At 57.2% G+C, this 21094-nt stretch carries 19 protein-coding genes; 9 read left to right on the forward strand and 10 right to left on the reverse strand.

Annotated features, from left to right (window positions below; translation table 11 throughout):
• Positions 1-15 precede the first annotated feature (15 nt).
• Entirely contained in the window at positions 16-1794 is a 1779-nt protein-coding gene (locus LZP73_RS12190) for an assimilatory sulfite reductase (NADPH) flavoprotein subunit (protein WP_234235306.1), read from the reverse strand.
• Between the two features lie 263 nt (positions 1795-2057).
• Here LZP73_RS12190 and LZP73_RS12195 point away from each other — a divergent pair, with 263 nt between their 5' ends.
• The 4 genes from LZP73_RS12195 (at position 2058) to LZP73_RS12210 (ending at position 5097) form a co-directional block, all read left to right on the forward strand.
• Positions 2058-3239 carry a Re/Si-specific NAD(P)(+) transhydrogenase subunit alpha gene (locus LZP73_RS12195; RefSeq protein WP_234235307.1) on the forward strand — a complete coding sequence of 394 codons (1182 nt, stop codon included), beginning with the start codon at positions 2058-2060 and terminating at the stop codon, positions 3237-3239.
• Positions 3239-3514, forward strand: coding sequence for an NAD(P) transhydrogenase subunit alpha (locus tag LZP73_RS12200; RefSeq protein ID WP_169564089.1), 276 nt, complete (start codon positions 3239-3241; stop codon positions 3512-3514). The genes LZP73_RS12195 and LZP73_RS12200 overlap by 1 nt, the downstream gene beginning before the upstream one ends.
• A 6-nt stretch (positions 3515-3520) precedes the next feature.
• Positions 3521-3622 (forward strand): NAD(P) transhydrogenase subunit alpha, encoded by a 102-nt coding sequence (locus tag LZP73_RS12205; RefSeq protein WP_234235308.1) that lies wholly within the window; start codon positions 3521-3523, stop codon positions 3620-3622.
• Between the two features lie 92 nt (positions 3623-3714).
• Positions 3715-5097: an NAD(P)(+) transhydrogenase (Re/Si-specific) subunit beta gene (locus LZP73_RS12210; protein ID WP_234235309.1), complete on the forward strand. Its 1383-nt coding sequence runs from the start codon at positions 3715-3717 to the stop codon at positions 5095-5097.
• Between the two features lie 85 nt (positions 5098-5182).
• Here the strand turns inward: LZP73_RS12210 and LZP73_RS12215 are convergent, their stop codons facing one another.
• The 3 genes from LZP73_RS12215 to hldE all read right to left on the reverse strand — a co-directional run bounded on the left by LZP73_RS12215 (position 5183) and on the right by hldE (position 8095).
• A complete protein-coding gene (locus LZP73_RS12215) occupies positions 5183-5671 on the reverse strand; it encodes a TetR family transcriptional regulator (protein ID WP_234235310.1) in 489 nt (162 codons plus the stop codon).
• Positions 5672-5802: 131 nt separating this feature from the next.
• Complete coding sequence (locus LZP73_RS12220; RefSeq protein ID WP_267960177.1) at positions 5803-6648, reverse strand: hypothetical protein; 846 nt, start codon at positions 6646-6648, stop codon at positions 5803-5805.
• A gap of 16 nt (positions 6649-6664) precedes the next feature.
• Positions 6665-8095 carry a bifunctional D-glycero-beta-D-manno-heptose-7-phosphate kinase/D-glycero-beta-D-manno-heptose 1-phosphate adenylyltransferase HldE gene (hldE, locus tag LZP73_RS12225; protein WP_234235312.1) on the reverse strand — a complete coding sequence of 477 codons (1431 nt, stop codon included), beginning with the start codon at positions 8093-8095 and terminating at the stop codon, positions 6665-6667.
• A 103-nt stretch (positions 8096-8198) separates the two neighbouring features.
• Here hldE and LZP73_RS12230 point away from each other — a divergent pair, with 103 nt between their 5' ends.
• The 4 genes from LZP73_RS12230 to LZP73_RS12245 all read left to right on the forward strand — a co-directional run bounded on the left by LZP73_RS12230 (position 8199) and on the right by LZP73_RS12245 (position 14550).
• Positions 8199-9125, forward strand: a complete 927-nt coding sequence (locus tag LZP73_RS12230) for an LpxL/LpxP family Kdo(2)-lipid IV(A) lauroyl/palmitoleoyl acyltransferase (protein WP_234235313.1) — start codon at positions 8199-8201, stop codon at positions 9123-9125.
• A gap of 318 nt (positions 9126-9443) precedes the next feature.
• Positions 9444-11732: a nitric-oxide reductase large subunit gene (locus tag LZP73_RS12235; protein ID WP_234235314.1), complete on the forward strand. Its 2289-nt coding sequence runs from the start codon at positions 9444-9446 to the stop codon at positions 11730-11732.
• 177 nt (positions 11733-11909) lie between these two features.
• Positions 11910-13454 carry a nitric oxide reductase transcriptional regulator NorR gene (gene norR / locus LZP73_RS12240; protein ID WP_234235315.1) on the forward strand — a complete coding sequence of 515 codons (1545 nt, stop codon included), beginning with the start codon at positions 11910-11912 and terminating at the stop codon, positions 13452-13454.
• 181 nt (positions 13455-13635) lie between these two features.
• On the forward strand, positions 13636-14550 hold the full coding sequence (locus LZP73_RS12245) for a L,D-transpeptidase family protein (RefSeq protein ID WP_234235494.1): 915 nt from the start codon (positions 13636-13638) through the stop codon (positions 14548-14550).
• 9 nt (positions 14551-14559) lie between these two features.
• Here the strand turns inward: LZP73_RS12245 and LZP73_RS12250 are convergent, their stop codons facing one another.
• Positions 14560-15387, reverse strand: coding sequence for an N-acetyl-ornithine deacetylase (locus LZP73_RS12250; protein WP_234235316.1), 828 nt, complete (start codon positions 15385-15387; stop codon positions 14560-14562).
• Here LZP73_RS12250 and LZP73_RS12255 point away from each other — a divergent pair.
• Positions 15381-15584, forward strand: a complete 204-nt coding sequence (locus tag LZP73_RS12255; protein ID WP_234235317.1) for a hypothetical protein — start codon at positions 15381-15383, stop codon at positions 15582-15584. The two genes, LZP73_RS12250 and LZP73_RS12255, sit on opposite strands and share 7 nt — an antisense overlap.
• Here LZP73_RS12255 and LZP73_RS12260 read toward each other — a convergent pair.
• The 5 genes from LZP73_RS12260 to LZP73_RS12280 all read right to left on the reverse strand — a co-directional run bounded on the left by LZP73_RS12260 (position 15581) and on the right by LZP73_RS12280 (position 21092).
• Complete coding sequence (locus LZP73_RS12260) at positions 15581-16918, reverse strand: O-antigen ligase family protein (protein WP_234235318.1); 1338 nt, start codon at positions 16916-16918, stop codon at positions 15581-15583. The genes LZP73_RS12255 and LZP73_RS12260 overlap by 4 nt on opposite strands.
• A gap of 42 nt (positions 16919-16960) precedes the next feature.
• The gene (locus LZP73_RS12265; protein WP_234235319.1) at positions 16961-17590 is read right to left on the reverse strand and encodes a hypothetical protein; all 630 of its coding nucleotides are present in this window, start codon (positions 17588-17590) and stop codon (positions 16961-16963) included.
• A 72-nt stretch (positions 17591-17662) separates the two neighbouring features.
• Positions 17663-18388 carry a tyrosine-protein phosphatase gene (locus LZP73_RS12270; protein WP_234235320.1) on the reverse strand — a complete coding sequence of 242 codons (726 nt, stop codon included), beginning with the start codon at positions 18386-18388 and terminating at the stop codon, positions 17663-17665.
• A complete protein-coding gene (locus LZP73_RS12275) occupies positions 18385-20574 on the reverse strand; it encodes a GumC family protein (RefSeq protein ID WP_234235321.1) in 2190 nt (729 codons plus the stop codon). The genes LZP73_RS12270 and LZP73_RS12275 overlap by 4 nt, the downstream gene beginning before the upstream one ends.
• The gene (locus tag LZP73_RS12280) at positions 20574-21092 is read right to left on the reverse strand and encodes a polysaccharide biosynthesis/export family protein (RefSeq protein ID WP_169564078.1); all 519 of its coding nucleotides are present in this window, start codon (positions 21090-21092) and stop codon (positions 20574-20576) included. The genes LZP73_RS12275 and LZP73_RS12280 overlap by 1 nt, the downstream gene beginning before the upstream one ends.
• Between the last annotated feature and the right edge of the window lie 2 nt (positions 21093-21094).

A 21094-nucleotide genomic window follows, 5' to 3' on the forward strand; every position in this document is an offset into this window, starting at 1 on the left:
TTAAGTCGTTCGGGCTCAGTACACGTCTTTCTGATAGCGTTTATCGGCGCGCAGTGACTCGAAATAGGCTTCCGCCGCTTCCTGCTCCAAGCCGCCCTCCTGGATGGCTACCTGGATCAGCGCCTGGTGCACATCCTTGGCCATGCGCTCGGCATCGCCACAGACATACAGGTGGGCACCGGCCTGCAGCCATTGCCACAGCGTCTCGGCCTGTTCCTGGATCTTATGCTGCACATAGATCTTATGCGCCTGATCCCGGGAGAAGGCCACATCTATGCGGCTCAAGTCGCCGTTCTTGAGGTACTGTTGCCACTCGGTCTGGTAGAGGAAGTCCTGCTCGAAATGCGGATTGCCGAAGAATAACCAGCTGTCGCCGCTCGCCCCCTGGGCCACACGCTCCTGCATGAAGGCACGGAACGGCGCCACCCCAGTGCCTGGACCCACCATGATCACCGGCGTCTCTGGGTTCTCCGGCAGACGGAAGTGTTTGTTGGGCTCGACATAGACCTGCACTCGGGTGCCCTCTTCGGCCGAGGCCAGGAAGTGGGAGGCACCGCCGAAGCGGGCCGCGCCATGGCGCTCGTCTTCCACCAGGGCCACCGTCAGGTGCACCTCGGCCTCCACTTCGCTCTGGCTGGAGGCGATGGAGTAGAGGCGCGGCGTCAGTGGCCGCAGCAATTCCAGCAGCTCGGCCGCAGTCACAGTCACTGGATACAGGGCCACCAGATCCGCCAGCTGATGCTTGAGGATAAACTGTCGCGTCAGCTCCTTGTCCTGGCTGATGCCGAGCAGCTCGGCGTTACCGCTGAGTTCGGCCCAGCCCTTGACCAGGCCGGGATACAGTTGGGTCAGCTCTTTCCTGTCACTCAGGGCCTGAGCCAAGGTCATGGTGTCCTTGCCGACAGTCACAGACGCGGCGGCATCGAGCCCGAGACCAGAGATAACCTCGGCGACCAGTGCCGGGGCGTTGCTGAACCAGACGCCCAGGGCATCGCCCACCTGGTAACTCAGGCCCGAGTCTGCCAGGTCGATTTCCACATGGCGTACGTCTTTATCCGAGCCGCGGCCGGTGATCTTCTGGCTGACCAAGACTTCGGCGCTGTACGGTTGTTGCTTGCTGTATTCGCTGTCGCCCTTGGCCGCCCCTATGGACACCACATTGGCACCCGCGGTCTGGATCAAAGGTTTAACCGTCTCCAGCACTTGTTGCTGCCACTGCTCGGCCTTGTCTTCGTAATCGACATCACACTCGAGGGTCGGCAACAGGGCCTTGGCCCCCAGGGCGCTCAGGCGGGCATCGAAGTCTTTGCCCGTCTGGCAGAAAAATTCGTAGCTGGAATCCCCCAGCGCCAACACTGAATAGTGCAGCTGCTCAAGTTTGGGGGCACGCTTGCTGGCCAGGAACTTATGCAATTCGATCGCATCATCCGGGGCATCGCCTTCGCCATGGGTACTGACCACCAGCAAGAGCAAGGTTTCCTGCTTCAGCTGGCGCACATTGTATTCGCCCATGGATGCCAGATTCACCCCATAGCCCAGAGCTTGGGCCTTGGCCGCCAGCGCCTTGGCCACACCACGGCCATTGCCGGTTTGACTGCCATAGAGGATGGTGATGCTCTGCGCCGCAGTGCTCTCGGGCGCGCCGGCGAGTTGACCTTGATTGGCCGAGGCCGCCAGGTAACCACTGACCCAAGCCAGTTGCACGGCACTCAGCTCGGCGGTGAGCTGCTTGAGCTTGTCCACCTGCCCCTGAGACAGAGGTGAAGCGAGCGATGAAAGTTCTTTTAACAACATGAAGACGGCCCTATGTCAGTGTAATGTCGGTAAGCTTAGCCGCCTTTAAGAAAAGCAAAAAAGAATAAAATTTGATTTTTAATTCCATTTTGGAATATACAAAGGTGAAAAATTAAGCTACAAAAGTACAACAGCAGCAAAGTTTTGACTTTGCACGCTTTAATGATCTCAGCATGAAAAACAGCCCCCATGCCAGCGCCGGGACGCGCCCAATGCCGACCTGCCCCATGGCTAACCTTGCCCTTAACCTTAGAGGTGTTCCTGTGAAACTAGGTCTACCAAGAGAATGTCAGGCCGGCGAACAACGGGTCGCCCTGATCCCGGCCAATGTGGCACGATTACGCAAGAAGCAGCTGGAGGTCCAGGTCGAAAGCGGGGCCGGGTTGGCGGCAGGCTTCACCGACGAAGACTACCTCAAGGCAGGCGCCAGCATAGCCGCCAGTCGCGCACAACTGCTGCGCGATGCCGACATAATCACGGTCGTGAACTGCAAGGGCAGTCAGTTCGATGAGCTGAGCGCCGCACTCAAACCCGGCCAGTTGCTCATAGGCATGATGGATCCCCTGATGCAGCCACAGAACGCCCGGCGTCTGGCCGACACAGGCGCCACAGGCATAGCCCTGGAGCTGATGCCACGCATCACCCGGGCCCAGAGCATGGATGTGCTCTCCTCCATGGCGACCATTTCCGGCTACAAGGCGGTAGTGCTGGCGGCCTACCGGGCACCGCGCCTCTTCCCCATGATGATGACAGCCGCCGGTACCCTCAAACCGAGCCGCGCCTTCATCATGGGCGTCGGAGTCGCTGGGCTGCAGGCCTGTGCTACCGCCAAACGCCTGGGGGCCGTCGTCGAGGCCTATGACATACGCCCGGCGGCCAGGGAGCAGATACTCTCGGTCGGCGCCAAGCCGGTCGAGCTGGACATAGAAGCGGAAAATACCGAGACCAAGGGCGGCTATGCCGCCGAACAGAGCGATGACTTCCTCAAGCGTCAGCAGCAGGCCATGACCAAGGTACTGGCGCAGCAGGATATCGTCATCACCACGGCCGCCATCCCGGGGCGCAAGGCGCCAATACTCATCACCCGGGCCATGGTCGAAGGCATGAAGACCGGCAGCATAATTATCGATCTCGCCGCCGAGACAGGCGGCAACTGCGAGCTTACCCGCCTGGATGAGGAGGTGGTACATGAGGGGGTCACCATACTTGGGCCGGCCAACTTGCCCGCCAGCGCCGCCAACCATGCCAGCCAGATGTATGGCACCAACGTCGAGAACCTGCTCAACCTGCTGCTGGATCAGCAAGGCCGGCTGACCCTGGACTTCGAGGATGAAATCGTCCGCGACACTGTGGTGGCCCATGACAAGCAACTGGTCAACGTCCGCCTACGTGAGCTGCTGCACTTAACCGAATCCAACCCGAACCTGAGCCAGGAGGCACACTGATGGAAATCTTACTCTTGCTGACCTTATTCGTGGTGGCGATATTCCTCGGGGTCGAACTCATCACCAAGGTGCCGCCGACCCTCCATACCCCGCTGATGTCCGGCTCCAATGCCATCTCGGGTATTGCCCTGGTGGGCGCCCTGCTGTCGGCCGGGTCGGGCGCCGGCTTCTGGGTCAATGTGCTCGGCTTCATCGCCGTGGTGCTGGCCAGCATCAATGTGGTCGGCGGTTATCTGGTCACCAACCGCATGCTGGCCATGTTTAAAAGGAAGTAGCCACTGATGAACATCACACGCCTCTCCATGCCCGCCAACCCAAATCGGGTGGTACGCCACAATCAGCTGGTCACCAACCGCATGCTGGCCATGTTTAAAAGGAAGTAGCCACGGATGAGCATCACACGCCTCTCCATGCCCGCCAACCGCAATCAGGCGCACTACTGCCTGCCGGCCAGGTTTACAAGGAAATAACATCAATGAACATGACGATTATCTATCTCGCCTACCTCTTGGCGGCGAGCCTGTTTATCCTGGGGATCAAGGGGCTGACCAAGCCCAGAACCGCAGTCAGGGGCAATCAGCTGTCGGCTCTGGGCATGTTGGTCGCTGTGGTGGTCACCCTGCTGGACAAGAACATTCTCAGTTACGAGTGGATAATTGCCGGTCTGCTGCTCGGCGGCGCCATAGGTGCCATCATGGCGACCAAGATCCAGGTGACGGCCATGCCCCAGATGGTGGCCCTGCTCAACGGTTTCGGTGGCGGCGCCTCGCTGTTTATCGCCATCGCCAGCCTGCTGGACCCAGAGTCTGCGACTCACAGCGTTGCCCTGGTTTCCATAGGCGCCGCCGTGTTGATCGGGGCCGTCACCCTCTCGGGGTCCTTGATCGCCTTCGCCAAACTGCAGGAGCTGATCCCGGGAAATCCCATCAGGGTGCCGGGCAACAAGTTTTTCAACGCCCTGCTGCTCGCCGCCGCACTGGGGCTGGCCATCGCCCTAGTCATCACCCCGGGCAACACCAGCCTCTTGTATGCCCTGGCCTGCGCGTCCCTGCTGCTCGGCGTGCTGTTGGTGGTTCCCATAGGCGGCGCCGACATGCCTGTGGTGATCGCCCTGCTGAACTCTTATTCGGGAATCGCCGCGGCCACCACAGGTTTCATCACGGGCAACACAGTGCTGATCGTCGCCGGCGCCCTGGTGGGCGCCTCAGGCATCATACTGACCAAGATCATGTGCAAGGCCATGAACCGTTCGCTGTTCAACGTCTTGTTCGGTGTCATGGCCGCAGGTGGCGAAACCATAGACGCTGACGAAGTCTATGCCGGCAAGGTCAAGTCGACCTCGCCGGAGGAAGTCGCCATGATGCTGGAAACCGCGGCTAAGGTGGTGATAGTGCCCGGCTATGGCTTGGCCATGGCCCAGGCCCAACACGCGGTGCGCGAGCTGGCCAACCTGCTGCAGAGTCGGGGCACTGAGGTGCTATATGCCATACATCCGGTCGCCGGGCGCATGCCTGGGCATATGAACGTGCTGCTGGCCGAGGCAGAGGTGCCTTACGAGCAGCTGATCGAAATGGATGAGATCAATCCCCAGTTCGAACAGACAGACGTGGCGATAGTCATAGGTGCCAACGATGTCACCAATCCCATGGCAAGGGAAGACAAGGGCAGCCCCATCTATGGCATGCCGATCCTCAACGTGGATAAGGCCCGTACCGTGATAGTGGTCAAGCGCTCCCTCAGCCCGGGTTTTGCCGGCTTGCCCAACCCCTTGTTTGCCAAAGACAACACCCTGATGTTGTTCGGCGATGGCAAGAAGGAAATCGTCGAGCTGACCCAGAGCCTGAAGGAAGCCGACTGAGCCGCAGCCCAAAGCAAACCCAGGACAAGCAAAAGGCGCCATCGGCGCCTCTTGCTTGTCACAGTTATTTCACTGCTGTCCCGGCTTATGCCGCCTGAACCTTGGGCATGTCGTTGACTTGGGTCAGCAACTGTAAGGCACTGCGGCCCAGAAGTTGATTGACGACCCGCTCTCCTTCAGCCCCCAGTTCCAGCAAGGCGGTCTCGCGGGCACTGTTGATGGCGCGGAATAGGGCTATCTCCGAATTGCTGTAGCCACAGAGGCTGAAAAACAACTTGAGTACCGCCCGGTAATGGGATTCGGTCAGTGCCTGCATCCAGGAGTTTTCCAGCGCCTGCACACTGGAAAAATCCAGACTGGCAACGAAGAAACGCCCGATACGCTCATCCAGGCGTACCAGAAAATCTGTCTTGCGCGGAAAATGATGACTGATACCCGTGCGGCTGATCCCCGTCGCTTCGGATAAGGTAGTGTAGGACATAGCGTCGAATCCTAGGGTCAGGATTTGTTTTAATGCTTCGTCCATGATCTGATTAATAGTTTGCTCTGTCTGAGCCTTCGAACGCTTTGCCATGTTCAACTTCTCCCCTTCTTATTCTTGTGAATGAAAAGCTTACCAAAGCGGGCGAGAGAATACTGCTGGAAAAATGTGAAAACTAAGTGAATATCACTTACGTTCAGCTAAGGTTCAGTTCGCAACAAAACCTAAGGCGCCCCCTGCTCGGAGAGAGGCAACATCGCCGCCTGGGTCAACCAGGCATCTGCCGCATTTGGGCCCATCAATGCCCTCAAGGTGGGCTGCAGGTAGTAACCCAGCCTGGCCTTGCGCCAGAAGATATACCTGGGCAGGTCTTGCACAGTCCCGGGACCGAAGGTGCGTTGGATCAGACTCGAAAACTCTCCCAGGGCATCTGCGTCATACTGCCGCAACAGGGGATAGCTGGCCTTCAGGAAGTCGGCATAATGGCCGAAACCCAGCAGCTGGCCGGCATCGTACTTTTCCAGTAATTGCCGCAACACAGGAGGACTCCAGTGTGACATGTTGGTGACATCGGCCAGCACCGCCAGATTGCGCCTATGGTATTGCTGCCAGGCCAAGTCGAGGCTGCCAGTCTCATGGACACTGCGCCAGACGAGATACATGTCGGCCAGCCATTCATGCTGATAGGGCCTCAGCTCGAGAGGCAAGACGGTGCCCAGCAGCGCCAGGTTCTGCAGATGGCCCAATTCATGCCATAGGGTGAGTTCGTGCTGCCGGGCCAGAGGCAAACTATAGCTATTGCCACTCAGGTTTACCGACAGCGAGGTGCGGTCTTCGTTGCCATTCACCAGCACCAGACCGGCGCATTTGGCGTCTGACGTCGGCATCACCATGGCACTGCGCAGCCCCATGGCGCCGAGGATCTTGCTTTCGCTGTCGGGCAGCTGGCGCCGCACCTCAGGGCTCAACTCCTCCAGACACTGACCCAGGAGGGACACTGGGCACACCAGTGCCTGTGCCGAGCCGACCTGGGTCCAGTAGAGGCCTGAGACCAATGCCAGCGCCAACATGCTCACGCTAACAGCCTCACTTGTTGGCCATGATGTTTTCGATAATCGCCGTGGTCGAGACCCCGTCTTCGAAGCCCAACACCTCGACCCGGCCGCCGTTGGCGAGCACTTCGGCGCCGCCGGCGATGTCTTCAACCTTATAGTCGCCGCCCTTGACCAGTAAGTCCGGCAGCAGGTGGGCTATCACCCGCTGCGGCGTGTCTTCAGAGAAGGGCAGCACCCAGTCGACCGAAGCCAAGCCGGCCAACACAGCCATCCGCCGCTCGACCGGATTGACGGGACGCCCCTCGCCCTTGAGACGCTTCACCGAGGCATCGTCGTTGACCGCCACTATCAGCCTGTGGCCCAGCGCCTTGGCCTGTTTCAGGTAGCTGACATGGCCTGCATGCAATATATCGAAACAGCCGTTGGTCATCACTACCGTCTCACCGCGCTGGCGCGCCTGCTCGAGGGCATACACCAGCTGATCTTCGCTGATGACGCCAAACCCCGACTCCCCATGATGGACTGACAAGGCCTGGATAAGCTCGATGCGGCTCACGGTCGAGGTGCCGAGCTTACCTACCACGACGCCCGCAGCCGTGTTGGCTATGGCGCAGGCCTGGGGCAGGTCACTGCCGGCGGCGAGTGAAATCGCCAGGGCCGAGATAACCGTATCGCCGGCGCCCGTGACGTCAAACACTTCCCTGGCCACTGTGGGTATGTGCAGCTCGGCTTGCCCGGGCGTGACCAAGGTCATGCCTTTCTCCGAACGGGTCACCAGGATGGCGCCCAAGTCGTGTTGCTGCAGCAGCTTGTTGGCCTTCTCCAGCAGGTCGGCTTCCGAGGTGACAGTGCCGACAACCGCCTCGAATTCACTCATGTTGGGAGTGATCAGGGAGGCGCCCCGATAGCGAGCGAAATCGCTGCCCTTGGGATCCACCAGCACCTGGATTCCCCTGGCGCGGGCCTGGGCGATGAACTCCTGCGGGCTGTCGATGGCTCCCTTGGCATAATCGGACAGCACCAGCACCCCGACACCGTCCAGCAAGGCGCTGCTATGCTCGAGCAGCCGCTGGCTGTCAGCCTTGGCGAAGGGCTCTTCAAAGTCCAGGCGGATCAGTTGTTGGTTACGCGACAGCACCCTGAGCTTGGTGATGGTGGGCTTATCGTTCACTTCGAGCCACTCAGGCTCGACCCCCAAGGTTTTCACCCCAAGTGTCAGCGCCGCGGCGGCTTCGTCCTTGCCCACGAGTCCCGCCAGTTGCACCTGGCCCCCCAGGGTCGCTATGTTCAGCGCGACGTTGGCCGCACCGCCGGGCCTGTCTTCGATCTGATTGATCTTGACCACAGGCACAGGTGCCTCCGGCGAGATACGCCCCGTGGGGCCGACCCAGTAACGGTCTAACATCACGTCACCGACGACTAATACTTTGGCTTTTTCGAACGCTGGCAGAGTAACCTTCATAGGGGATCTTATTTTTTACCCGAATTAAACCCTGATTGTACCTAATTTCCGGCAAAATTTGAGTTAGAATGTGCAGTAATTTTTGCAAAGTTTAGAGTTCATTGTGGTAGAGAAAGCCGAATTTTCATCTCATCTGTATCATCCCAAATATTGGCTCTTGTGGCTCGGCGTTGGCCTGATGCGGCTGACCCAGCTATTACCGCTGCGCTGGCAGATGCGACTGGGCGCCGGCATAGGCCGGTTGGCGATGGCGCTCGCCGGCAGCCGCACCCATACGGCCAGGCGCAATCTGGAGCTATGCTTTCCCGACATGTCCCCCGCCGAGCGGCAAGCCCTGCTCGAACGTAATTTCGAGGAAACCGGCAAGGCAATATTCGATACCATCAATGGCTGGTGGTGGTCGGATGCGAAAATCCACCGCCATATGCAGATCCAGGGGCAAGAGCATGTGCGCCGGACGCTGGACGCAGGTCAGGGAGTGATATTGTTCGCAGTGCACTGTCTGCCGCTGGAAATGGGCGCCCGCATCTTCGGTCAATTTCAACCCGGCGTCGGCGTCTACCGCCCCCACGACAATCCCGTGATGGAATACCTGCAGGTGAAGGGCCGGCTGCGCTCCAACAAGGCCTTGGTCCCTAAGCGGGACCTGCGCCAGATGGTGCGTTGCCTGCGTCATCCGGATGTGATTTGGTACACGGCGGATCAGGACTTCGGCCGCTCCAGCGCCGTCTTCATCCCCTTCTTCGCCGTGCCCGATGCCGCCACCATCACCGGCGCCACCACATTGGCACGCCTGGGTAAGGCCAAGGTGCTGCCGTTCTTTGTCGAGCGCACCGAAGGCGATACGGGTTACCGCATAGAGATACTGCCACCGCTGGAGGACTTTCCCGGTGAGGATGAAACCCAGGATGCCATCCGGGGGAATAAGATCATCGAAACGCTTATCGAGAAAAATCCGGCCCAATACATGTGGTTGCACCGACGCTTCAAGACCCGCCCCCAGCCGGAAGGCGCCTCGCTCTACCAATAGGGTTTACCCATCGCCTCTTACAGACATAACAACGCCGGCATTATCGCCGGCGTTGTTATGCCTGGGCGTCGGCCCGAGTCGCAGGCGTGCCAATAGCGGCAAAATGCCCCGGCTGTCGTGCCCTGTCTTTATGACCCAGGCCCGAGAGTGTCATAAGGACACGCATGTCGAAATGACACCTTGCGGCATTGTCATTTCGACAGTAACTTCCAGCAACAAAACAAACAAAACCGCTTTTAATCAATAAGATATAAAGTTGGCATAAAACCCGCTATAGCTAAGGCGTCTGTATCAATTGACGTTGTGCTAAGGGGATTTATGAGCAAATTACGACTCACGGCAATCGCGCTGCTAATAGTGCTGATCGCTTCATTTACCGTACTACTGAGTCTGGGTAGTGAAATATATCAGGAGAAACCACCCATACCGACCGCGTTCAGTGACGTCGGCGGTCAGGTCATATTCTCCCAAAACGACATAGAGCAAGGCCAGCTGGTATGGCGCTCCATGGGTGGCCATCAACTCGGTTCCATCTGGGGGCACGGTTCCTACGTTGCCCCGGATTGGACAGCCGACTGGCTGCATAAGGAGGCTCAGGCCTGGCTGAACATCACGGCCCAACAAACACTGCAACAAGACTTTGCCGACCTGTCGCTACAGGAACAGGCCAAGCTTGAACAGGCGCTGCGCGATGATATGCGCCACAACACTGTGATACAAAATGCCGATGGCACCACCCAAGTGACACTGTCAAACACCCGCATCGACGCCATAAAAGCAGTCAGCCGTCACTATCTGGCGTTGTTCGGTGACGATCCTGAACTGTCCGGTCTGCGTGAACAGTACGCCATGAAAGAAGGCACAGTGCCAGATCTTGGCCGCCGTGAACAGTTGAACGCCTTCCTGTTCTGGGGAGCATGGGCCGCGATTACCGAACGCCCGGGTGAAAAATACACTTATACCAACAACTGGCCCTTCGACCCCCAGTTGGGCAATACCCCAACGTCCAACAACATAGTCTGGTCGATCCTGAGTATCGTGACCCTGATTGGGGGGGTCGGCGCCCTGTTGTGGCACCATGCCAGCGGAAAACACGAGAGCCTGCCCAAGCCTGCCGAGCAAGATCCGCTGTTCATGACCAAGCCTACCGCATCCCAGAAGGCCGTCGGCAAGTACTTCGTAACCGCCGTGGGCTTATTCCTGCTGCAAATTCTGCTCGGCGGTATCACGGCGCACTATGCGGTGGAAGGGCAAAACTTCTACGGCCTGCCACTGTCCGAGATCTTACCTTATTCTGTTACCCGCACCTGGCACACCCAGCTGGCGGTCTTCTGGATTGCCACGGCTTGGCTGGGTACCGGCCTTTACATAGCACCGGCGCTCTCGGGTCATGAGCCCAAGTTCCAACGCCTGGGGGTCAATGTGCTCTGGGTTGCCCTGGTGATAGTCGTTCTGGGTTCCATGGCCGGTGAATGGATTGGGGTGCAACAGTACTTCAGCCTGGACATGAACTTCCTGTTCGGTCATCAGGGTTATGAATACATAGATCTGGGCCGTGTCTGGCAGGTGTTGCTGCTGGCTGGCTTGCTTATCTGGTTGGCACTGGTGACGGCCGCCATACGTCCAGCGCTGAAGGTGCGTGACGACATGCGCGCCGTGGTCTGGGTGCTGTACGCTTCCTGTGTTGCCATAGGCCTGTTCTACGGCGCCGGTCTGTTCATGGGCAAACACACCAACCTGGCTATCGCCGAATACTGGCGCTGGTGGGTAGTGCACCTGTGGGTCGAAGGCTTCTTCGAAACCTTCGCCACTTCGGTCATCGCCCTGATGTTGGTACGCCTGGGTCTCATCCGCGGCCGCAGCGCCAACAGTGCCGTGCTGTTCACGACCGTCATCTTCCTGACCGGCGGTCTTATCGGCACCCTGCACCACCTCTACTTCACGGGTGCACCTACCCCTGTCATAGCTTGGGGCGCCATCTTCTCGGCATTGGAAGTCGTACCCTTGGCTATCATAGGCTTCGAAGCGATGGAAACCTTCCGCCTGCGCAAGGCCAGCCCTTGGATGCATAGATATCACTGGTCCATCATGTTCTTCGTGGCTACCGCCTTCTGGAACTTGGTCGGTGCCGGCATGCTGGGCTTCCTGATCAATCCCCCCATCTCCCTGTACTTCATCCAGGGCCTGAACACCACGGCGACCCATGGTCACGCGGCATTCATGGGGGTATATGGCATGCTGGGCATGGGACTGATGCTCTTCTGTCTGCGCGGGATCACGGGCAGAATGCAGTGGAACGACAAGCTGCTCAAGGGCGCCTTCTGGAGCCTGAACCTGGGCCTGGCGGCCATGGTGTTCATGTCACTGCTGCCCGTCGGCCTGACCCAGTTCTTCGCTGTCATAGACCATGGCTACTGGTACGCACGTTCGCCAGCCGTCATCCACAGCGCAACGGTCGAAAACCTGGTGTGGATGCGTATGTTCGGTGACATCATCTTCAGCTTCGGTGCCTTGTTCATGGGAGCCTTCCTGATCGATTTGATCAAGAAGACCCTGGGTAACAAGCCTCAAGCCATCGGTGAGGTGCTGCCGACGCCGACGCGTTAAGAGGTAAGCTTTACTGCTCACTCACATTGGAGCCGCTCGCGGCTCCTTTTTTATAAAGTGGAAGAAATATAGATCCAAATCAAAGATTGCATCTGTGGTGGGTGTCAATATGACAACAAATTACCCAACCTGGTAGGACTCATGCAATCTCAACCTAGCTCTCATGTGGAGAATGCCATGGCTTTGAGTCAATCCGATCTCACTCGCATCGCACTGGATATCACCTCTGGACTGGCAAATCGCGACAGGTATTCGCGTCTGCTGAACACAGTGCGCCAGAATCTACAATGTGACGCCGCCGCCCTGCTCGCCTTCCAGGGGGAGTACTTTACCCCACTGGCGATAGACGGCCTCAATGCCGATGTGTTGGGGCGCCGCTTCATTCTAAGTGAACACCCGAGGCTGGAAGCCATAGCCCGTGCCGGAGACATAGTCCGCTTTCCCGCCAACAGCGAGCTGGCCGATCCCTACGATGGCCTCATTCCCAATCAGGGTGACGAGCTAAGGGTCCATGCCTGCATAGGGTTGCCGCTATTCGCCAATGAACGCCTCATAGGGGCCGTCACCATAGATGCCTTCAACCCAGAGCAGTTCGACAAATTCAATAACACAGAACTGAGAAACCTGAGTGCCATCGCCGCGGCGTCGCTGAACAATGCCCTCATGGTGGAAAAACTGGAGAGAATGGCGATACATAGCCAGGAAACCGTCGACGACCACAGTGTCAACATAAGTACAGACTCAGAAATCATAGGCCACTCGGACGTCATGCTGAGTCTGAATAAAGAACTGCAGGTGGTTGCCAACACAGATCTGAACGTGCTGATCTTAGGTGAAACCGGGACGGGAAAGGAGTTGGTCGCCAAGGCCATACACCAGGGCTCGCAGCGGGCCGACAAACCTTTGGTCTACCTCAACTGCGCCGCCCTGCCCGAATCCGTGGCCGAAAGTGAACTCTTTGGCCATGTTAAGGGGGCTTTCACCGGCGCCATAAGCCATAGAAGCGGCAAGTTCGAGATGGCAGACAAGGGCACCCTATTCCTGGATGAGATAGGTGAGCTGCCACTGTCGTTACAAGCCAAACTGCTGCGGGTGCTGCAATATGGCGATCTGCAGAAGATAGGTGACGATCGCAGCCTCAAGGTCGATGTGCGCATCATAGCCGCGACCAATAAGGAGTTGAAAACCGAGGTGCTCGAAGGTCGGTTTCGTGCCGATTTATACCACAGGCTCAGCGTATTCCCCCTCTTGGTGCCCCCGCTGAGAGACAGAGAAGAAGACATCACCTTGCTGAGCGGTTTCTTCGCCGAACGTTACCGTCAGAAGTTGGGGCTCAAACACCTCAACCTGAGTCCCTCCAGCCTGAGCTTGTTAAACCAATATGCCTGGCCGGGCAATGTTCGCGAGCTGGAACATGCGGTCCACAGGGCCGCCATTCTCGCCCGTTCCCAAAGCGCCGATGAGATCTGCATCATCAAGCCGGAGCATTTCGAACTGGCAGGGCGGCAGCGGGACATCAAGCAGGAGATGAATCACCCTCAAATACCCCCTACCTATTGCCACTATACCGGCAGCCTCAAGCAGGCCACCGACGAGTTTCAGGCAGATTACATACGCCAGACCCTGACACAGCAAGGCGACAACTGGGCGGCAACCGCCAGAAGCCTGCAGCTGGACTCGGGCAATCTGCATAGACTCGCCAAGCGACTGGGGCTAAAATAACCGCTAAGAAAGGAGCTCAGTGCCATTTAGCAGTTGAAATTATGTGCGAAATAAGCAAGGATGCGGGCCCTATGCCGCCGACTCCGGCAGTGCTTATGCACTCTTTGTTGCAGTACCTATGAGGTACTCGCAGCCGCGGCCAGCCAACACCTTTACTAATAGGACTTGTAGTTACCCTATGATGAGTATGCTTCGTACCACGGCGTTATTATTGCCGCTCATGCTGGTTAGTTTGTCGCTTGCCGCCCTGGAATATCCCCTGCCGCCGGCACACAGCAGGCTCATAGGCGAGAATCAGCATTATCTGGTGCCCGACGATAAGCGCACCCTGGAAGCTATCGCCGCCGAATTTCAACTCGGTCTGACCAACCTGCTGGAAGCCAACCCAGGGGTGGATCCTTTCTTGCCGACCCCGGGCAGCAGCCTGTTAATCCCCCATCAACTGATCCTGCCCGACGCCCCCCGCGAAGGCATAGTCATCAATGTGGCCGAAATGCGCCTCTACTATTACCCCAAGGGCAAGAAGACGGTCGAAGTACTGCCCATAGGCATAGGCCAGATAGGCAAGGACACCCCGGAGAACTGGGTCACCCAGGTCTACCGCAAGCGGGCCAATCCGACGTGGACGCCAACGGCCAAGGTACACAAGGAATATGCCGCCATGGGTCAAACCTTGCCTAAGGTATGGCCCGCAGGCCCGGATAACCCTATGGGGCTCTTCGCCCTCTACATAGGCAAGCTGTACGCCATTCATGGCACCAATGCCAACTTCGGTATTGGCCTCAGGGTCAGTCATGGCTGTGTTCGCCTGCGCAACGACGACATAGAACACTTATTCAATTCGGTGCCTACGGGTACCCGAGTGCAGTTCGTCAACCAGCCAATCAAGGCCACGGAAGAGCCGGACGGCAAGCGTTATCTCGCCGTCCATCAGCCGCTGTCGCGCTCAGTGGAAGAATTTGAATCCCGGGAGCCGGTCAGCCTGACGTTGCCGAGGGAGATCACCCGCTTCATCGCCAAGGCGGATACCAACTCCCATGTGATCAAGCAATTGCTGGATCAGCGCAGCGGCATACCGACACAGATCAACGACTGACGGCAGGGCTCACTCGCCCGCTGGGGCGCACACGTTGAGGAAGGCCGTCATCACGGCGCTGTTGGCCAAGATCCTCTGATCGAAATTCTGCAACCCAGGGGTCTCGCTGCAGGCTCCGAGCTTAGCGCCGCTGCGAACCAGGAAAGCCTCGAACGAGGTATCGAAGTGGTTGAATATGATGCCATCCTTCACAGGACAACCATCTATGGCGTCATCGACGGCTTGGGGGAAGTACTGGGTTAAGGCATCACGCAATCCCAGGCTGAAACGTCCCGGCACCTGGCTGGGCTCGAAGGAGTACACATAGGTCTGTTGCTGCAGCACGTCTTCATGACAGGTCAGTATGCCGTCGCGGCTGGCCGCCAATAACAACTGGCTATGCTCGAGCAACATCTTGCCCTCGACCGAGGTATCCGAGTTGGCTTTGGGTTTGCCATTCTCCAGCACGAAACCACGATTGGGATTCTCGCCGAACTTGTTGAATCTATGCCCCTTCCTGAAACCGGTCGGATTCACCAGCGGCAACAGAGTCAGATTGACCCGCTCGAACAGCTCGCTGCCGGCCTCGCTCAGGAAATGCACCAAACCCCAGGGGCCGGCGGCTTCTTCACCGTGAAAACCTGCGCTGATCAGCACAGACGGCAACCCTGCCTTGGGCGCGGGAGACTGATACAAGTGAATAGGATAATCGCCGACCTCCCCGAGTTTCTTCGATGTCAGTCCAAGACGACGGGTTTCCTGGGCCAACTGAAGATAGAAGCTGTCTATATCCGTGCTTTCGCAATCGAAAATATTGGACTTCCACTGAAAGGATTCGAACGGGGATCTGCTTGCCATATACGCACTTAATGCCGGAAAAGGAACTCAGCCATAATAGCAGTTCTGATAAAAAACTGAATCCTATTCAAATGAATCTGCACAAAATTCATCTGCAGGCCGGCGCTGCGGTCGGCGGCCCTGCCAACAGTGAAAACGGCGCTATATTCCAGCAAGCGACTGGGGTAAGACTGCACACCTACCCCATAGAAAACTAGGCTCTTGCTGACCTGGTTTCCGCCGGCAGGTAACGCACCAAATAACAGCAAGTCAGCACGCAAAGAAACAGCAAGGCATTGGAAGGCGACTGCAGGTTAAAGTCTACCGTGATGTGCAGCAACATGAACACTATCGCCATGGCACAACCGAAGGCTATCCCTCGATACAGCTTCTCCTGTCGCAGGTACATGCTGCGGCAGGCGAGCCAGAAGGCGTATAGCACCCAAAGACCCAGCAACACAGTGGCAGGGATACCAAACTCCAGCGCAAATTGCAGATAGTCGTTATGGGCATGGTCATAGAAGCCGGAATAGATATTGGGCTGATAATTGGGAAACACTGTATAGAAGCTGCCACCGCCGGTGCCGGCCAGCCAGTGCTGCTCGACTATCGGCAGGCTATCTATTACTACCTCATCACGGGTTTCAGAGGCGAAGCTGGTATCTTCGATACGCTGTTTGACCTTCTCCAGGCCAAACATGGAACCCACGATAATCAGATCCAGCACGAAGATGCTCAGCACCAGAGGTTTGAATAACCTGGGCGGATTGCGATAGATGAACAGCGCCAGCAAGGCCACCCCACCCAAGGCGGTAAAGAAGCCGGCATTGCCCATGCGGGAGCGACTGAGGATGAGGCCTATGATCATTATGATAATCGCCAGACGCAGAATAAACTTACGACTGAGCAGATTATTCATGGCGCCCACCAAGAAGCCGCGCACGGTAAAATGGCTCTTGCCGGTCTTCATCTCGGAGATCAGCCAGCCGATTGCCAAACTGAGACAGAGGCCTAAATAGTTGGCGAAGTGATTCTGATACACGAAAGAGCCACGGGCGCGGCCGGCCTCAGGATATCCCCAGATGGGGGAATTTTCAAACTGCAGCAGGTTGATCACAGTGCCGTAGAAGGCCTGCAGGCAACCGGAAATGATGATCGCCACCAGCAAAACACGCAACAGCCTGGCCGAGAGGCAATACTGGCTCACCAGCAGGATAAAAAAAGCGAAAAAAACGGATTTAATCAACAGGGTACGGGTTTGATAGGGATCGACGGTCGCTATGTCCGGCACTATCCCCGTGAGTTGCAGCGCCATGAAACCTATGAATCCCCACAGAGGCAGGAGCAACTGCCACTGCCAACGCGAACGCACCAGGGGGGAGGAGTAAATAATGCAATGGCTGAGATGTGCCAGGGTCAGAATGGCGATAGCCAATTCGAGCAAAGACCAGGCCCAGGGGCGATTGCTGCCCAGGGGGATCGGCATCCAGACGAGCAGCAGCCCCAACGCCAGCACCATACCTGTGGCAAAGCTATGTCGTTTTTCCATCATAATTCCTGAACAAAATCACTGGGACTCACCCTTATCGGGGCGTTAGGCTCGGCATACGTCACGATTCAACTGAGTGAGCTTCGCAGCCGGTAAGGGGTCAGACAGATTTTTCAAATAACTGCAGAGCGCACCGCTTCGCCGATACTGCCTGGCCAATTTGTTCACCAATTGGTAATGCCTGCCGTTGGCAAGCACTAACTTATGGGCACTTTGCAATACCAACAACTTTTGGCCGGCACTGAGTTCGGGCCAAAAATTGAAGCCCACCACCAACACCTGCCGCAGCACTTCCGGGGTAAAGGGACCATAATCCAGCCCCAAGAGCAATTGGGGCCAAGCGGCGGCAAGATCCTGCCGGAAGAAGGCCAAGTGATAAGCATAATCTGCGTAAGCATTGGGCCAGTTGGGGCGACGGGCAATCGCCTGCCGGTACAGGCTGGTCGATAATGAGGTATCTATTTGATAAATACCGGCGAACGCTCCCCACTCCATCACCTTGGCCAAGGTTAGCTGATAATGGGGGTTGCCGGGATCTAATTCATTGGCCCGCTGGGCGGCCGACAAGGCATCCTCGAACTCTGGCGGCGTCAGCTTAGCCTCAAGGTTCCAGAGGTCTATATAGTGACGAGACTTAAAGTGATAGGCATTGGCCAAGCCGGTCTGAAACAGCAAAGGCAAGCTAGCCAAGAGAGCTAAGAGCAGCAGACAGGGGAGCAGTTTTCGGGACAGGAAATGGCGCATGGATTAAATAAACAAGGACTGGGAGATAGCACAAGGACGCTGCTGTACCAGCTCCAGCGCCCGGGTTTCACCAATCAACTCTTTGGCCCTGGCAAATGCCTGGGCTAATTTTGGGGGACGACGCTTTTCGGAATGGGCATCGGATGCAATGACGGTGAACAGTTGTTCACCGAGCCAACGCTCACTCAGCGCCATGGCAACGTCACCGAAGTCACCAACGAGCGAGGCCGCAGTGAGCTGAAACAAACAACCACTGCGGACAAAAGGTCTTATCCTGTCGGGAAAAGCCTGCAGCTCGCGATTCCGTTCCGGGTGGGCAATCATGGGCAAGATATTGTTGCGGATCAGCCAATCGACCAGCCTATCGCTACCCGCAGGCACTTGGCTGTGAGGCAGCTCGAGCAACAACACCTTGGCCCCCTGATATTCACCTATGAAAGGCAATTCATTGCGCTCGGCCAGCATCATGACTTCCGGGCAGATACGAAATTCGGCTCCGGCCCGTATATCCACCCCAAGATCCAGGGGGGCTATCGCCTCATTCAGGGAGCTTAAGGCCGCCTGGATAGTCGCCAGATTGTTATCGAAGCGACCAATCTGGATATGGGGCGTGGCAACCATGCGGCTAATGCCCTGCTCGGCGGCGAGACGCACCAGAGCAATGGCATCATCCATTTCTCTGGCGCCGTCATCGAGTCCCGGCAGAATATGACAATGCAAATCGATCAAGACACTGCCTCGTTCGACTCATAGGCCTGATAATAGCCATACTGGCCATAATAGCTGCTGGCATTCTTGGGGTTGAACTGGTTCAACACCACGCCATACACCTTGGCATGCGCCTGGTTCAATTGTCCCAGCGTCTGTTTAACGGCACCGCTACGGGTATGATCCGCCTTCACCACCATCACCACGGCATCGGCATGGCCAACCAGTACCAACGCATCGCTCACCGCCTGTACCGGCGGCGTGTCTATGATGATTTTGTCATACTGCTCATTGAGCTGTGTCAGCAACTCGGCAAAACGCGGCGACACCAACAACTCCAAGGGGTTGAGGGGAATGGCACCTGCGGGCATGAGATCCACGTTCGGACGAACCTCCTTGACAATGCAGTCGCCAAGCGCGTCTGTGCCGGACAGGAAATTGGCCAAGCCCGCCTGATAGCTCGGCTGACCGAAGCGCATCCCCATGGTGGGTTTGCGCATATCGGCATCTATTACCAACACCCGCTCCAGTGACGAGAAGGCGAACGCCAGGTTCATGGACACAGAGGTTTTACCTTCGCCCGGATAGGATGAGGTCACTTCGATGAACTTGAGACGCTTATCGATCGCCATCAGCGACAAGGAAGTACGAATCGAGCGCACCGCCTCCGAATGCAGCTTCTGCTCCGAGTCGAAGAAGGCGAAGTCCCGCTGTTCGCTGTTGCTGCGCTTCGCGGCCTTAGGCAAGTAACCCAGGGCGCGTTGTGCCAACAGCAGCTCCACGTCCTGGGTGGTCTTGATGGTGTCGTTAAACGCATCCAGCATCAAGGCCAGCATTATGCCCAGCCCCAGGCTGGCGACGAAAGTCAGCAAGACTATCAGCGCTTTTTTCGGTTTCACAGGCTCGGTGGGAACCACTGCCCTGTCGGTGAAACGGGCAACCGGCGAGTCGAAGTCCCCCGTGACCTCGGTTTCCTTCTGACGCGACAGGAAGCTTTGGAATAACTGGCGGTTGGTTTCGACTTCGCGCAGCATGCGGCGGTAATCCGTCTCAACCGAACTCAGCTGTTGAAACGCGCCCTTGGATTGGTTGAATTGCTGCTGCAGCGCCTGCAGATTCTGCTTCGCCGTTTGCGCTTCATCCTCTATGCCCTGAACCAGACGAGCTATTTGAGCATGCAGACTCTGTTGCACCGCACTCAGTTCGGCCTCGGCGGCAATCATCTTGGGATGTTTGGGGCCATAGACCTTACGCAGCTCGGATACCTTGCGCTCGACCAGAACCACTTCTTTCTTGACGTTCTGTATCGACAGATGCGAGGTCACCTCGGGGAGGCTCTCCAGACGCCCTATGTCAGTGGCGCCGTATTTACGCACCACCTTCATGAAGCTTTCGGCCTGGGCCAGGCTGGAGCGGGCCACGGTAATTTCATCACTCAGGCGTTCAAGCTCCTTGGCATCGAGTGAGGTCACCCCCTCCACATCCACCAGGCCATGTTGCTGACGAAACGCTTCCAGGCGCAGCTCTGAGGCGTCCAGACGCTCACGCAGCTCCCCAAGGCGGCCACCCAGCCAGCTATTGGCTCTCTGGGTGATACCCATCTTGGCTTCCAACTGGCTGTTGATATAAGCATCGCCCAAGGCATTGGCCACGGCGGCGGCCAGCTTGGCATCCGGGGTTTCAAAGCTGATCCGCACCAGCTGGGTCTTGCGCACCGGCGCTATGCTGATCTTCTCGATGAAGGCATCCAACTGCTGTTGCAGCCTGATGGCCTCGAGTTCCTCGGCGGAACGGGTCGCGTTTTCTTTCGGCAGAAAACTGAGCGAGGCCCTGATGTCATCGATAAGAGATGGTTTGGCGATGAAATCCGGATGCCTGGCGAGATCCAACTGGGTAAATACCCGCTCGGCGATGGAGCGGGATTTCAAAATCTCGAATTGGGTCAGATAATACTCGCTCTGCCCCGAGTTGATGCCATAGACTTCATCAATCTTAATCGCCCTCGCCTCATGAGCTTCGATCAATAGGGTCGAGGTCGATTTATAAATAGGCTCCATGCTGAGCACCACGAAGGCACTCAGCACAGTCACTAAAGTGGCCAAGGTGACGATACGCCACTTGACCCTGTTAACGACCTGAAGCATCTTGCCCAGGTCGATCACTTCGGTTTGCGATATTGCTTTGGGTTCTGCTGCTGATGGCATCATTAAAAAAATCTCTGCTCTATGATAATGGTGTCACCGGCGCTTATCTTGCTGTTGATGGAACCGTTTTCACTCTGTGTCTTGGCGCCTTCCCGGGAGATATAAATCTTATCCTGGGAGGCTCGCTCGGTGAGGCCGCCGGCCAAGGCTATCGCCTGGTTGACTGTCATCCCCGGCTGGTAAGGATAACCACCGGGTTTTTTCACCTCGCCATGGATATAGAAGGGCCGGTATTGGACTATGCCCACATACACATTGGGCTCAACCAGATAATCGCCCTTGAGGCCGTTATATACCAGCTGCTCCACATCCTTGATGGTCAAGCCCCGCAGTTGCAAAGTCCCCAGAAACGGGTAATTTACCGTGCCACTGTCGGTCAGCTGGGTATCCAGCTCCAGCCCCTCCTCACCATAGACCTTGATCACGATTTCATCGCCCGGTCCCAGTTTATAGCTGTTATCAGCCGCCTGGGCGTTAACGCATCCCAGGCACAGGATCAGCATCAGTACTACAAATCGCATGT

The organism is Shewanella sp. AS16, from assembly GCF_021412365.1.
Lineage (GTDB): Bacteria > Pseudomonadota > Gammaproteobacteria > Enterobacterales > Shewanellaceae > Shewanella > Shewanella salipaludis.

What these genes read in the sequence shown, in the direction of transcription:
- LZP73_RS12200 (WP_169564089.1), top strand. Translation starts at nt 3,239, where the DNA reads ATGGAAATCTTACTCTTGCTGACCTTATTCGTGGTGGCGATATTCCTC.
- LZP73_RS12205 (WP_234235308.1), top strand. Translation starts at nt 3,521, where the DNA reads ATGAACATCACACGCCTCTCCATGCCCGCCAACCCAAATCGGGTGGTA.
- LZP73_RS12250 (WP_234235316.1), bottom strand. Translation starts at nt 15,387, where the DNA reads ATGGCAAGCAGATCCCCGTTCGAATCCTTTCAGTGGAAGTCCAATATT.
- LZP73_RS12210 (WP_234235309.1), top strand. Translation starts at nt 3,715, where the DNA reads ATGAACATGACGATTATCTATCTCGCCTACCTCTTGGCGGCGAGCCTG.
- LZP73_RS12245 (WP_234235494.1), top strand. Translation starts at nt 13,636, where the DNA reads ATGAGTATGCTTCGTACCACGGCGTTATTATTGCCGCTCATGCTGGTT.
- LZP73_RS12235 (WP_234235314.1), top strand. Translation starts at nt 9,444, where the DNA reads ATGAGCAAATTACGACTCACGGCAATCGCGCTGCTAATAGTGCTGATC.
- LZP73_RS12280 (WP_169564078.1), bottom strand. Translation starts at nt 21,092, where the DNA reads ATGCGATTTGTAGTACTGATGCTGATCCTGTGCCTGGGATGCGTTAAC.
- hldE (WP_234235312.1), bottom strand. Translation starts at nt 8,095, where the DNA reads ATGAAGGTTACTCTGCCAGCGTTCGAAAAAGCCAAAGTATTAGTCGTC.
- norR (WP_234235315.1), top strand. Translation starts at nt 11,910, where the DNA reads ATGGCTTTGAGTCAATCCGATCTCACTCGCATCGCACTGGATATCACC.
- LZP73_RS12275 (WP_234235321.1), bottom strand. Translation starts at nt 20,574, where the DNA reads ATGATGCCATCAGCAGCAGAACCCAAAGCAATATCGCAAACCGAAGTG.
- LZP73_RS12220 (WP_267960177.1), bottom strand. Translation starts at nt 6,648, where the DNA reads ATGTTGGCGCTGGCATTGGTCTCAGGCCTCTACTGGACCCAGGTCGGC.
- LZP73_RS12260 (WP_234235318.1), bottom strand. Translation starts at nt 16,918, where the DNA reads ATGATGGAAAAACGACATAGCTTTGCCACAGGTATGGTGCTGGCGTTG.
- LZP73_RS12190 (WP_234235306.1), bottom strand. Translation starts at nt 1,794, where the DNA reads ATGTTGTTAAAAGAACTTTCATCGCTCGCTTCACCTCTGTCTCAGGGG.
- LZP73_RS12215 (WP_234235310.1), bottom strand. Translation starts at nt 5,671, where the DNA reads ATGGCAAAGCGTTCGAAGGCTCAGACAGAGCAAACTATTAATCAGATC.